15 protein-coding genes are annotated in these 12,918 nt (G+C 62.6%); 3 read left to right on the top strand and 12 right to left on the bottom strand.

Going from position 1 to position 12,918, the window contains the following annotated elements; translation table 11 throughout:
- Positions 1–8 precede the first annotated feature (8 nt).
- Positions 9–854: a LysR family transcriptional regulator gene (locus ACROHD_RS13325; protein ID WP_432678535.1), complete on the top strand. Its 846-nt coding sequence runs from the start codon at positions 9–11 to the stop codon at positions 852–854.
- On the opposite strand, the gene ACROHD_RS13320 is transcribed toward ACROHD_RS13325, so the two are convergent.
- The 11 genes from ACROHD_RS13320 to bcoG all read right to left on the bottom strand — a co-directional run bounded on the left by ACROHD_RS13320 (position 851) and on the right by bcoG (position 10,241).
- On the bottom strand, positions 851–1,603 hold the full coding sequence (locus ACROHD_RS13320; protein WP_432678532.1) for a Phenylacetic acid catabolic protein: 753 nt from the start codon (positions 1,601–1,603) through the stop codon (positions 851–853). The two genes, ACROHD_RS13325 and ACROHD_RS13320, sit on opposite strands and share 4 nt — an antisense overlap.
- Before the next feature lie 14 nt (positions 1,604–1,617).
- Entirely contained in the window at positions 1,618–2,688 is a 1,071-nt protein-coding gene (gene paaE, locus ACROHD_RS13315) for a 1,2-phenylacetyl-CoA epoxidase subunit PaaE (protein ID WP_432678529.1), read from the bottom strand.
- A 13-nt stretch (positions 2,689–2,701) separates the two neighbouring features.
- Complete coding sequence (gene paaD / locus ACROHD_RS13310; protein ID WP_432678620.1) at positions 2,702–3,163, bottom strand: 1,2-phenylacetyl-CoA epoxidase subunit PaaD; 462 nt, start codon at positions 3,161–3,163, stop codon at positions 2,702–2,704.
- Between the two features lie 5 nt (positions 3,164–3,168).
- A complete protein-coding gene (gene paaC, locus ACROHD_RS13305) occupies positions 3,169–3,930 on the bottom strand; it encodes a 1,2-phenylacetyl-CoA epoxidase subunit PaaC (RefSeq protein WP_432678526.1) in 762 nt (253 codons plus the stop codon).
- Positions 3,930–4,214, bottom strand: coding sequence for a 1,2-phenylacetyl-CoA epoxidase subunit PaaB (gene paaB / locus ACROHD_RS13300; RefSeq protein ID WP_127561134.1), 285 nt, complete (start codon positions 4,212–4,214; stop codon positions 3,930–3,932). The genes paaC and paaB overlap by 1 nt, the downstream gene beginning before the upstream one ends.
- A 12-nt stretch (positions 4,215–4,226) precedes the next feature.
- Positions 4,227–5,219: a 1,2-phenylacetyl-CoA epoxidase subunit PaaA gene (gene paaA / locus ACROHD_RS13295; RefSeq protein WP_432678523.1), complete on the bottom strand. Its 993-nt coding sequence runs from the start codon at positions 5,217–5,219 to the stop codon at positions 4,227–4,229.
- 15 nt (positions 5,220–5,234) lie between these two features.
- Positions 5,235–6,437: a 3-oxoadipyl-CoA thiolase gene (gene pcaF / locus ACROHD_RS13290; RefSeq protein WP_432678521.1), complete on the bottom strand. Its 1,203-nt coding sequence runs from the start codon at positions 6,435–6,437 to the stop codon at positions 5,235–5,237.
- A gap of 333 nt (positions 6,438–6,770) precedes the next feature.
- A complete protein-coding gene (locus ACROHD_RS13285; RefSeq protein ID WP_432678519.1) occupies positions 6,771–8,213 on the bottom strand; it encodes a carnitine 3-dehydrogenase in 1,443 nt (480 codons plus the stop codon).
- 1 nt (position 8,214) lies between these two features.
- A complete protein-coding gene (locus ACROHD_RS13280; protein WP_432678517.1) occupies positions 8,215–8,991 on the bottom strand; it encodes an SDR family oxidoreductase in 777 nt (258 codons plus the stop codon).
- A gap of 10 nt (positions 8,992–9,001) precedes the next feature.
- The gene (locus ACROHD_RS13275) at positions 9,002–9,319 is read right to left on the bottom strand and encodes a hypothetical protein (protein ID WP_432678515.1); all 318 of its coding nucleotides are present in this window, start codon (positions 9,317–9,319) and stop codon (positions 9,002–9,004) included.
- Positions 9,320–9,329: 10 nt separating this feature from the next.
- On the bottom strand, positions 9,330–10,241 hold the full coding sequence (bcoG, locus tag ACROHD_RS13270) for a 3-dehydrocarnitine:acetyl-CoA trimethylamine transferase BcoG (protein ID WP_432678513.1): 912 nt from the start codon (positions 10,239–10,241) through the stop codon (positions 9,330–9,332).
- A 75-nt stretch (positions 10,242–10,316) separates the two neighbouring features.
- Here bcoG and ACROHD_RS13265 point away from each other — a divergent pair, with 75 nt between their 5' ends.
- A complete protein-coding gene (locus ACROHD_RS13265; RefSeq protein ID WP_432678511.1) occupies positions 10,317–11,291 on the top strand; it encodes a GlxA family transcriptional regulator in 975 nt (324 codons plus the stop codon).
- Between the two features lie 3 nt (positions 11,292–11,294).
- On the opposite strand, the gene ACROHD_RS13260 is transcribed toward ACROHD_RS13265, so the two are convergent.
- Positions 11,295–12,338 (bottom strand): aldo/keto reductase, encoded by a 1,044-nt coding sequence (locus tag ACROHD_RS13260; protein ID WP_432678509.1) that lies wholly within the window; start codon positions 12,336–12,338, stop codon positions 11,295–11,297.
- Positions 12,339–12,444: 106 nt separating this feature from the next.
- Here ACROHD_RS13260 and ACROHD_RS13255 point away from each other — a divergent pair.
- On the top strand, positions 12,445–12,918 hold a 474-nt coding region (locus tag ACROHD_RS13255), incomplete at its 3' end, for a hypothetical protein (protein WP_432678507.1).

Raw genomic sequence — 12,918 nt, 5'->3', positions numbered from 1 at the left:
TAGCCCCAATGACCGCACCAAATCTGAACACCCTCCGTGCATTTGATGCGACTGCCCGTCATGGTACTCTCGGCGCGGCAGCCCGTGAACTTAAAGTCACGCCAGGAGCTATCTCACAGAAAATCAATCAGTTGGAGGAAATTCTTGAAGCAAAGCTTTTTGAACGGCACCGGCGCGGATTGCACCTGACAGAGGCGGGAAAACGGCTGCACGGCCCTATTGGACAGGCGATGGAGCTGATTCATCAGGGTATAGCAAATCTAAAATCTATTTCTGAGCGCATTTCCCTCGCGATCACGCCGTCTTTGGCCTCTCGCTGGCTGGTTTCCCGTCTGACCACACTGGCCGAGGCACACCCGGAAATCGGCCTTCAGATCCTCACTGCACAGCACCCCGAAAAATCGGACGCAGACTTTGTTCTACATCTTGGTCCCGCCCCATCCGAGGCGGGGAGAGAGGTTGAATTGATCTCGCCCGCACCGCGTATTGCCGTCACCGGCCCCGCGCTTGTTGCCCGCGCGCCGGTGATCGCGCGCGAAAGCTTTTTCGCGCAATATACACTAATCGAGGATGCAAGCCGCCCCTGGGCCAGTTGGCTGGACCAAAGCGGCACAAGCTTCCAATCGCATCAGGTCGCGCAAACGGCCCTTGCGCTTGACGCGGCTGAGGCGGGCGAAGGGATTGCCCTTGTTCCCGTCATCCTGGCACAGGACGCCATTGCCGCCGGGCGCCTTGTCAAACTGAAGGAATTCCCGCCCGAACCGGGCCATGGGCTCTACCTGATCCGCCCCGCCCATACGCCTGCCAGCAAGGCAAGGCGCATTGTCGAAGACTGGATCCGAAGCGGCGTTTAAGCCGCGCTCAGACCGACCCGTGTCAGCGCTGCACCGGCCTCCGCCTGCCATCGCGAAAACAGCTCATCCCGCGAGGCGTGGCGCAGCCCCATGGCGCGAAGCTGGTCGAAACGGGCAACATCACCCTGCCCGAAACTGGCCGCCACACGCGGCCACCAATAGGCGACAGAGGCTTGCAGCTCATCCCCCTGCCCCTCGGACATGAGACGTTCCAACCCTTCCTCGGCCAGTTCCGCATGGCGCAGTTCCACCGGGGCCACGGCACGGAACGCCTCGGCAAGCGGCTGATAGCTGACCATCTGCATATCCGTCAGCTGCGCGACCACGGCGCGACCCATAAGCAGGTTCATCACAACGGCATCGCCCCAGCCAGCCAGCGGATAGTTGAACACCGCCAGCCGCATGTCATGGTCGCTGCGCGTCGCCCCGATATCGGCGTCACGATCCAGCCGCGCAGTCCACGGGTGGTGATTGGCATATCGCGCCGTATCAACTCCGAATTCTGCCATGACTTTCAGCACCTTATCAGCATGGTCGGTCTTTTCCAGCACGATCCGCGCCGCTGCAATCCGTTCCTTGATGCCGGGGCCTGCATTGATCACATCGGCAAACCCGGCGGCGCCCGCCAGCTCGCTGTCCACGAAGCTTGCCATCAGCTTCATCAGCTCGGCGCGGTAACGGGGCGGCACATTGGCCGGGCTGGTCAGCACGCCGCCCTGGGCCAGATAATCCTCAATCTTCATTTCCATGATCCGGCCTTCCTTTATTGGTCAAAGTCCACGACCACGCGGTCGGTGACGGGGAAAGACTGGCACGACAGGACGTAGCCCTTGGCGACTTCGTAATCCTCCAGCGCGTGGTTGGCGACCATCTCGACCTCACCTTCCAGAACCCGACAGCGGCAGGTTGAACAGACCCCCGCCTTGCAGGCATAGGGCGCGTCTATGGCGTTTTCCAGCGCTGCGTCCAGCACGCTGATATCCTTGCCCACGGTCAATGAACGGGTTGACCCATCAAGCGTCACCGTCAGGGCCGCCTGGTTGGCGGCACTCCCTGCATCCTTGGACACAACCCGCCGTGCCAGCCGCCCCGGTTGGGCCGAGGCAAAGAGCTCGAACTTGATCTGCGCATCCGACAGCCCATGCGCCCGCAGTGCCTTGGCGATCCCCAGCATCATCGGTTCCGGCCCGCAGATGAAGGCGGTATCGACGCTGTCGATATCCACCCAGCCCGTCCGAACCAGCTGCGCAACCTTCTCCTCGGTCACAAGACCGGTAAACAGGTCGATCTCCTGCGCGTCGGTTTCCAGCACGTGGATCACGTTAAACCGGCCCATATACTGGTTCTTCAGATCCTCCAGCTCCTCTCGGAACATGATCGTGTTGACGCCCTTGTTGGCATAGACCAGCGTGAAGCTGGACCTGGGTTCGGTCGCCAGCGCGGTCTTGATGATCGACAGCACCGGGGTAATCCCCGACCCGCCTGCGAAGCCCAGGTAATGGCGTGCCTGAGACGCATCCAGAGCCGTATGAAAGCCGCCCATGGGCGGCATCGCCTGCAAAGTGTCCCCCACCTTCAGCTCTTCATTGGCCCAGGTGGAAAATGCCCCGCCATCGACGCGCTTGATGCCCACTTGCAGGATGCCCTCCTGCCGGCCGGCGCAGATCGAATAAGACCGGCGCAGCTCCTCGCCATCGAACTCATGACGGAAGGTCAGGTATTGGCCCTGAATGAAGTCGAACGCCTCGGCGTCATCTGGCCTCAGGGTCACGACAACGGCGTCGCGGATGGTCTTGTGGATGTCAGTGACGGTGAGCTCGTGAAAGCGCGCCATGGGGTCTCCTCCCTTAGATGCACTTGAAATAATCAAAAGGTTCCAGACAGTTGCGGCAGCGCCACGTAGCCTTGCACGGGGTCGATCCGAACTGGCTGATCCGTTCGAGGTTGGTGCTTTTGCATTGCGGGCAGCGGCTTGGGCCACCTGCCGGTTGGGGTGGCGCAATGCCGTAGTCTTCCAGCTTGGCGCGGCCCTTCTCGGTCAGCCAATCGGTGGTCCAGGGCGGTGAGATCTGGCGCTTCAGCTCCAGCTTCTCGATCCCATGTCCGCGCAGTGCGGTTTCGATGTCGAGATTGATGATGCTGGTCGCGGGACAGCCGGAATAGGTGGGCGTGACCGACACAATCAGCGTATCGCCCTGCCATTCCACGCCCCGGATGATGCCCAGATCGACCAGAGAGATCAGCGGGATCTCGGGGTCGGGCACGGCATCCAGCCACTCCCAGACCTGATCGACCGTGGGCTTGTCCATCACGCTCACCACGCAGCGCCCGGATAGGCGCGCTGCAACCACTGCATCGAGGTCAGCAGATGGCCCAGATGTTCGGTATGCATCCGGCCATTGCGCCCGCCTTTGTGCACGTATTGGCCGCCCGGAATGCTCAGGGTCGCCTCGGCCAGCACGCGGGTGACGATATCATCGTATTCTGCGCGCAATTCGGTGGGGTCAGGGGCGATTCCGGCCTCGGTTAGCAGCTCATCCACCTTGTCTTTTTCGAACATCTCTCCCACATAGGGATAAAGATAATCCAATGCAGACTGCATCCGGGTATGACTTTCCGGTGTTCCATCCCCAAGTCCGATCACCGTGTCACCGGACCGCTCCAGGTGGTAGGTCACCTCCTTGTGGGCCTTCGCCGCAATCTCGGCCACGCGCGGATCCGACGATCCTTTCAGCCAATCGGTCATCACATAGGACCATGCGTCGTAAAGAAACTGCCGCATCAGCGTCTGGCCAAAATCGCCATTGGGCAGCTCCACCATCAGCACATTGCGGAAGTCCCAGGCGTCGCGCAGAAAGGCGAGGTTATCCGCCGTGCGGCCCTTGCCCTCGACCTCGCCTGCCAGCCCCAGCCACAGCTGAGTCTGCCCGATCATGTCGAGCGCCGTATTGGCCAGCGCGATGTCCTCCTCCAACACCGGGGAATGGCCGCACCATTCTGACACCCGATGCCCGAGGATCAGCGTATTATCCCCCATACGCAGGAGGAATTCGAACAAAGCCTCATCGCGGGTCATCACATATGCCCCACTTCATCGGGAATGTCGTAGAAGGTCGGGTGGCGGTAGATCTTGCTTTCCGACGGCTCGAACAGAGGGCCTTTTTCCGAAGGCGAACTGGCGGCAATATGTTTCGCTTCCACAACCCAGATCGACACGCCCTCATTGCGGCGGGTATAGACGTCGCGCGCGTTCTTCACGGCCATCTCCGCGTCGGGCGCATGAAGCGAGCCCACATGCCGGTGGCTCAGCCCATGCTGGCCGCGAATGAAGATCTCCCACAGGGGCCATTCGTTTTTCATCTCAGATCCTCCTCATTCGGCCGCATGTTTGCGGGCAGCTTTCTTTCGGGCATGGGCCAACAGCCCGTCACGCACCCACGCACCATCATCCCAGGCCGCGACACGGTCTTTCATGCGGTCCACATTGCAGGGGCCGTTGCCTTTGATTACGTTGAAGAATTCGGGCCAGTCCGGTTCGCTGAAATCGTAGTGCCCGCGCTCTTCGTTCCACCTGATATTGGGGTCGGGCAGGTCGAGCTTCAGGTATTCGATCTGCGGAATGGTCTGGTCGACGAATTGCTGACGCAGCTCGTCGTTGGACTTCACCTTGATCTTCCACGCCATTGACTGTTCCGAATGGGTTGATTCCGCGTCCGAGGGCCCGAACATCATCAGCGCCGGGAACCACAGCCGGTTCAATGCATCCTGCGCCTGCCGCTTTTGTTCCGGCGTGCCAAAGGCCATTGCCCGGATCGCGTCATAGCCCTGTCGCGCGTGAAAGCTCTCTTCCTTGCAGATCCGCACCATCGCGCGGGCATAGGGCCCGTAGGACGTGCGTTGCAGCGCCACCTGATTGACGATCGCCGCCCCATCGACCAGCCAGCCCACGGCGCCGATATCGGCCCAGTTGAGCGTGGGATAGTTGAAGATCGACGAATATTTCATCTTGCCTTCATGCAGCAGCTCAATCAGCTCATCCCGGCTGACGCCAAGCGTCTCTGCGGCGGAATAGAGATACAGCCCATGCCCCGCCTCATCCTGCACCTTGGCCAGCAGAATGGCCTTGCGTTCCAGCGTCGGCGCGCGGGTGATCCAGTTGCCTTCCGGCAGCTGTCCCACCACCTCGGAATGGGCGTGCTGGCCGATCTGCCGGATCAGCGTCCGGCGGTAATCCTCTGGCATCCAGTCACGTGGTTCGATCTTGATATCGTTGTCGATCTTGTCCTGAAAGGCGCGCTCTTGCTCGGACATCTCCTCGCGCGGTTTGATCCCGTTCGAACCCGTCTTGATCATCTGTGCATACATGTCTGAAATCCTCCCTCAGACCCGTTCCAGGATCAGGGCAACGCCCTGTCCCACGCCCACGCACATGGTGCACAGCGCATAGCGCCCGCCCGTGCGTTGCAATTGATAGGCCGCCGTCAGCACCAGCCGCGCCCCCGACATTCCCAATGGATGGCCAAGCGCGATTGCGCCGCCATTGGGGTTCACATGCGCCGCATCATCCGCAACGCCCAGTTCCCGCAATGTGGCAAGCCCCTGGCTGGCAAACGCCTCGTTCAGCTCGATCACATCCATCTGCTCGATCGTCAGCCCCGCCTTGGCCAGCACCTTGCGGGTGGCGGGCACAGGGCCGATGCCCATTACGCGGGGCTCCACACCGGCGGCGGCCATCGCCACGACGCGCGCCATCGGGGTCAGCCCGTTGGCCTTGGCCGCAGCCTCGGACGCCAACAGGATCGCCGCGGCACCATCATTGACGCCGGATGCATTGCCCGCCGTTACCGTCTTGTCCGGGCCATTGACGCCGTGCAGGCTGGCAAGTTTCTCGGCGGTGGTGCCGGGACGCGGATGTTCGTCCCTATCCACCACCAAAGGCTCGCCCTTGCGCTGCGGGATCGTCACAGACGTGATCTCATCGGCGAAAAGGCCCTTGGCCTGCGCCGCGTCCCACCGGGCCTGGGACCGGGCCGCAAACGCATCCTGGTCGGCGCGGCTGACGTTGTAATCCTCGGCCACATTGTCGGCAGTCTCCGGCATCGAATCCGTGCCATAGGCCGCCTGCATCTTCTTGTTTATGAAGCGCCATCCGATGGTTGTGTCGTAAACAGCATTGGCCCGCGAAAAGGCGCTGGTGGCTTTGGGCATCACGAAGGGCGCGCGGCTCATGCTCTCGACGCCGCCTGCGATCACCAGATCATAGTCCCCTGCCTTGATCCCGCGCGCGGCCATGCCCACGGCATCCATGCCACTGGCGCAAAGCCGGTTGACCGTGGTCCCCGGCACGCTGACCGGCAAGCCGGCCAACAACGCCGCCATGCGCGCCACATTGCGGTTGTCTTCACCCGCCTGGTTGGCATCGCCATAGATCACATCGTCAATCGCATCCCAGTCCACGCCCGGATTGCGCGCCATCAGGGCAGCAATGGGCAGCGCCGCAAGATCGTCAGTGCGGATGGAACTCAACGCCCCTCCATAACGACCAATCGGCGTTCGCGTGGCGTCGCAGATGAAAGCGTCCATGTGGCGGAATCCTCCCGAGTATCGCAGAAATAACTGACCGCATGGTCGGGGTATGCTGCTACGCGATTCGTTGCAAGGGAAATGTTACGTGAATTTCTGAATGGAAGATATTTAGTAACACATTGCCGCATGTGAATGGCCCCCCCGGCCTTGGCCATCGCACCGTCACTCTTCCAGCATCCGTGGCAACGCGGCCCGAGGAGGGCCCCGAAGGGGCTTGACGAGGGGCGCTCACCGGTCGACGCCGCCAGGCGGCGAAACCGGCCTCACGTTTGTACGGGGTGTGTATGGGGGGGCACACTGGGTGCTCCAAGGCACCCCCCTGTTTTCGCGTTATTTGCGACCCGTACCGCCAGCGCCTTCCGGCACATCAAAAGCCGCATGAGCCTCGGCAATGCGCCGGGTCAGATCCGCCATTTCGGCCGGCGGTTCGCTCGCCCGGCGGGTCTGCATATCGACATGGATCAGCAACTGCTCCACCGTCGCCGCAACCTCGCCATTGCAGCGGATCGTATAGAACAGTTTCAGCTTCTTGCCCTTGGCCTCCAGCACCTGCGTCGTCGCGGTGATCCGGTCGCCAATCATCACCTCCGCCAGGTATCGCACATGGTTTTCCACCGTGAACCAGCTGCCCTGCGTGGCGATATAGTCGGGCGTCGTGCCGATCCACAAAAGGAACCGGTCACTCGCCTCGGACATCGCCTGCACGTAGCGGCTTTCGTTCATATGGCCATTGCCATCGACCCAATCCGTCGGCACCTGCCGGTCCAGAGTGATCATCGGAACCATCAGGTCCGGCACGTCAGGTTCGATGGTTTTTTCGTGATCTGCCAATACCTTACCCACGGCAGACCCACGCGCCTTCAGGCTCCGCATCATCCCGATCAGGTTGCCGTCGCGTAGCGTTTCAAGCTCTGCGATCGACATATGGCCAGACTGCGCATCGGACTGGCTGGCGATCATCTCGATCAGCTCATCTGTCAGCTCCGGCACATCCATCAGCTTGGTCCAGGGCCATTCCAGCGCCGGACCGAACTGACTGATGAAATGTTTCATCCCCGCCGGGCCACCGGCCACACGATAGGTCTCAAAGAGGCCCATCTGCCCCCAGCGCAGGCCAAAACCCATGCGGATCGCGTCGTCGATTTCTTCGGTCGTGGCGATGCCGTCCTTGATCAGCCACAACGCCTCGCGCCAAACGGCTTCAAGGAAGCGGTCGGCGATATGGGCGGGGATTTCCTGCCGCACTTTCAGCGGGAAAAGCCCAACGGTTTCAAGCAATTCCTTGGCCCGGTCCAGCATCGCGGCATCGGTCTTTTCCGACCCCACCAACTCGATCAAAGGCAACAGATAGACCGGGTTGAACGGGTGCGCGACGATGATTTGCTCGGGCCGCGTCGCGCAGCTTTGTAGCTCTGACGGCATGAAGCCCGACGTTGAGGATCCGATAATCGCGTCCGGGTCACAGACCGATTGCACCTGCTGGTAAAGCTTCTGCTTCAGTTCCAGCCGCTCCGGCGCACTTTCCTGAATCCAAACCGCACCGTTAACGGCCTCGCTGATGGTGCCATGAAAGCTCAGCTTGCCCTCGGCAGGCAAGGCCACGTCATACAGCGCTGGCAGCGCCTTGCGCGCGCGCCCGAGCATCTGGTTCAGGGTTTCCTCCGCCGTGGGCGACGGGTCGAACACCCGTACGTCCCAGCCCATCAGCAGGAACCGCGCGGCCCACCCGCCGCCAATCACGCCCCCGCCCAGAATTGCCGCTGTCTTGGTCATTTCAATCCCCGTTCGATTCCGTATGCCCGTCGACAGCCATTGCCTGCCCCGAGACCTTGTTGCCCATATCCGACGCCAGGAAGAGCGCCATATTGGCAATGTCCTGCGCGGTAACCCATGTTTTCATCGAGACGCATTGCACATAGCTGCGCCGCACCTCGTCTTCGCTGACGCCCCGTGCCTTGGCTTCATTGGCCACAACGCGATCCATGCGCGGGCCTTCCACCGCTCCGGGACAGAGCGCGTTGACCCTGATGTTGTAGGGGCCAAGCTCCATCGCCCATGTCTTGGTCAGGCCGATGATCCCCCATTTCGCCGCCGCGTAGGGCGACCGGAACGGGTGACCAAAGAGGCCCGAGGTCGAGGAGGTCAGCAGCAACAGCCCCGACTTCTGGGCCTTCATGACCGGCGCCGCTCGGCGCGCCACCAGGAAGGCCCCGTCCAGATTGACGGCGAGCGTTTCCCTCCAGCCGTCGAACGGCATGTCTTCCACCGGCGCAGCAGGGCCACCGATCCCGGCATTTGCTGCCGCCACATCCAGCCCGCCAAGGGCCTCCAGCGCCTCATCAAAGAACCCGTCCACCTGACCAGGGTCGGTGACATTCACCACGCGGGTCAGGATATCTGGATTGGCCGCCGCCATCTCGGCGCAGGCTTTCTCGTCCACGTCGCAGACTGCGACGCGCGCGCCCTTGGCCTTGAAATTCTCGGCCATCACCCGGCCAATTCCCGCCGCGCCCGCGGTGATAAGAACGCGTTTGCCCTGCAATCCGTCCATATGTGCTGTCCTAGTCTACGCAGATCGACACGACCTGCCCGGTGTCATCAAGAAAGCTGTAGCATCCAAACTGGTTGAAATGGGTGGAGCATGTGCGGCTCTCTGCATCGCAATAGCCCTCGCAATCCGGGGCGGCGCTGCACATCTGGCCCGCGTCCGGCGTTGGTTCCGCGCAGAACTCAACGCCAGAAGACCCGGCCCATCCCACATATCCGCCCCGCGCCTCGCATGCGGCCTCTTCCGCCGGGGACAGCTCGTCCGGGCTATCCTCCACGCAGCCGCCCAACAGAAGGACGGCCAGAAGCGGGGCGAGATGCGCGGCTTTCATTCCACGCGCCTTAGGCCGGATCGCGCTTGGTCAGGCCAAGCTTGTCGCGCACTTCCTGTGGCCCCATGATGCGGCTGCCCATAGCCTCGATAATGCCGCGCGCGCGTGTCACCAGCTGTTCATTCGTGGCCAGCACGCCCTTGTCCAGCCAGATATTGTCCTCCAGCCCGACGCGCACATGTCCACCCGCCAGCACCGAGGCCGCAACATAGTTCATCTGGTTGCGTCCGATGGAAAAGGCCGAGAAGGTCCAGTGATCGGGCACATTGTTGACCATGGCCATGAAAGTGTTGAGGTCATCCGGCGCGCCCCAAGGCACCCCCATGCAAAGCTGCACAAGCGCCGGATCGTCTAGGATGCCTTCCTCCACCAGCTTCTTGGCAAACCAAAGGTGGCCAGTATCGAAAGCCTCGATCTCGGGCTTCACGCCCGCATCGGTCATCATCTGGCCCATGGCACGCAATGTGCCGGGCGTGTTGACCATGATGTAGTCGGCCTCGGCGAAATTCATCGTGCCGCAATCGAGCGTGCAGATCTCCGGGCGACAGTCCAGCACATGAGCGAAGCGGTCAGAGGCCCCGCCCATGTCCGTCCCGGCCTCATTCGGGGGCAGCGGCTGTTCCACGCTGCCAAGCACAAGGTCGCCGCCCATCCCGGCGGTCAGGTTCAGCACGACATCCACATCTGCATCGCGGATACGTTCGGTCACTTCTCTGAACAGCGCCTTGTCACGGTTCGGAACACCGGTTTCCGGGTCGCGCACATGGCAATGGACGATGGCCGCGCCAGCCTTTGCGGCGGCAATGGCGCTGTTGGCGATCTGTTCAGGGCTGCGGGGCACATGCGGGCTGCGATCCTGGGTGCCGCCCGATCCGGTGATGGCACAAGTGATGAAAACGTCGCGCGAAGGGGTAAGGGGCATGGGTGTCTCCGTCCTCTGGTTTGGACTAAGAAAGCGCATGTTGCGTGACTATCCTTTGCATTATACGAAACATCCATGACAGTTTCCGCGACTCACAAAAGAATCCCGACCGACCCGCCTTTCCGCATCGGCCTGCTGGTGCTGCCCGATTCCAACCTTCTGTCCATGGCGTCGGCGCTAGATCCGTTCCGCGCCGCAAACCGGCGGGCGGGACGAAAGCTCTACGATTGGCAGGTCGTATCCCCGGACGGCGGCCTCGTGCGGCTGACTTCGGGGCTGGAAGTGATGACCGAGCCCTTGCCGCTGCACGCCGATATGGACCTAATGGTAATGGTGGCAGGCTTCCGGCTGGATGCCCACGCCACCCCGGCGCTAAGGTCTTGGCTGCGCCAGCTGCGCGCGCGCGGTATTCCCTATTGCGGGGTCGATGGCGGGCCTTGGGTGCTGGCGCGGGCGGGATTGCTGAACGGCCACCGCGCCACGACACACTGGGAAGATCTGGAGGCTTTCGGCTCTGCCTTCCCCGACGTTGACCCCCTGCCAGACCGCTACGTCATTGACGGCCCCGCCCTGACCACCGGCGGCGCGGCCCCCTGCCTCGATCTGATGCTCCACCTGATCCGTTCGCATCACGGGGCCGAATTGGCCGGGCTCGTCGCCAATGCGCTGCTCTACGATCCAGAGGATCGCCCAAGCCCGCAACGGCTGGTCCCGCAGGCCCGGCTGGCGGCCCTGACACCACAGGTGGCCCGTGCCGTAGTCATCATGGAAGAACGACTGGAGGAGCCACCAGCCATCGCCGAGATCGCGGCAGAGGTTGGTCTTTCCCCCCGCCGGCTTGAAATGCTCTTCCGCAAGCATCTGGAAACCGGCCCCGGCACCTTCTTCCTGCGCCTGCGGCTCAATGAGGCGCGCAGGCTGGCTCTGGATACCGGGCTGAGCGTACAGGACATTGCCGTCAGAACCGGGTTTTCCGGCCCCTCCACCCTCGCCCGCGCTTTCCGCAAGGCGTTCGGCCAGTCGGTTTCAGACCTGCGCGCCGACCGCTGAGGCTCAGTAGGGCATCGGATGCGCCTTGTGCGCTGCCGTGATCTCGTCGAGCACGTCGGCGGGCAGGGTCATATCCGCTGCACCCAGAAGATGCTCCAGCTGCGAGGTGGTCGTGGCCCCGAAGATCGCTGATATCGCAAAGGGCCGCGTCTGTTGCCAGGCCAGTGCCATATGGATGGGGTCGAGCCCATGGCGCGCCGCAATCTCCAGGTAGGCCGCTGCCGCATCAAAGACCCGCGCCGATTTTCGCCCGCCCATTTCCGGCACCAGCGACATGCGCGATCCAGCAGGCACCGCGCCGTTCTGGTATTTGCCGGTCAGGAAACCCGCCGCAAGGGGCGAGAAGGACAGAAGCGTCACGTCCTCGTTCACCGACATCTCGGCCATATCCGTGTCATACATGCGTGCGAGCAGTGAATATTCGTTCTGCACGGTCTGAACGCGCGGCAGCCCCTTCTCCTCGGACACTCGCATCCACTGTGCCGTGCCCCAGGCGGATTCGTTGGACAGGCCGATATGGCGCATCTTGCCCTCTGCGATCAGCTTATCGGCCTCTGCCAGCACATCCTCGATATGGGCCAGCGTCTCGGCCTTGTTCTGGCCGCGCGGGTCATAGGTCCAGTTCTTGCGGAACTGGAAGGAGCCCCGGTTCGGCCAGTGGAGCTGGTAGAGGTCCACATAATCGGTCCGGAGCCGCTTCAGCGAGCCCTCCAGCGCCGAACGCAGGCCCGCCCCGGTGATCGGCGCCCCGTCACGGACCATGCTGCCCTCTCCGCTGATCTTGGTGGCCAGCAGGTAATCCCCGCGCCGCGCCGGATTGGCCGCGTTCCAGTCGCCCAGGATCGCCTCTGAGCCGCCAACGGTCTCTTTCCTGACCGGGTTGACCGGATACATCTCGGCCGTGTCGACAATGTCGACCCCCGACGCCAGCGCCATATCCATTTGGCGATGCGCATCATCCGCCGGGGTCTGGGTGCCCCATGTCATCGTGCCAAGGCACAGTTCCGAAACCGTCTGCCCGGTCGCGCCGAAGGGAACCTGTCGCATATTATCCTGTCCTGTCCGTCATTTCCTTATCCAGCAACCTAGGCGCTAGGACCCTGGGCGCAAGGTTGGGATTGAAGAACATTTAGCGAACATGTAGAATGTGCCCATGTCTCAGGCCCTGCTGTCACGTTCCCCCATCTCTCGATCCGGCCCGCGCCCGCTGCGGCTTCTGGACCGGTTCGACCTGCCCCGTGCCCGCGCGCACGAATTTTGCGGACCCGCCCGGCGGCGGCTGGCACTGCTGGCCGCGCAAGGTTGTGAGGGGCCGGTTCTGTGGGTCCGGCCCGGCTGGCATCCCGACCGGCTGCATATGGCGGGGGTACAGCGGCTGATCGACCCAGCGCGGTTGCTGACGGTCGACACAAAACGAACAGAAGATCTGCTATGGGTGCTGGAAGAGACGCTGCGCACCGGCATGGTGTCACTCGTTGTGGGCGAGATCACAGAGCCGCCGGGCCTGACACCTGTACGCCGCCTGCACCTGGCGGCTGAGACCGGGGCTGCGGCGGGCCGCGCACCCCTCTGTCTCCTGCTCCCTTTGGACCCGGGCGGGGCGGCCGGGGTGGAAAGCCGCTGGCAC

The organism is Nioella aestuarii (genome assembly GCF_050896395.1).
Taxonomy (GTDB): Bacteria; Pseudomonadota; Alphaproteobacteria; order Rhodobacterales; family Rhodobacteraceae; genus Nioella; species Nioella aestuarii.
The sequence above is the reverse complement of the archived record's forward strand: the minus strand, read 5'-3'. Positions and strand labels throughout refer to the sequence as shown.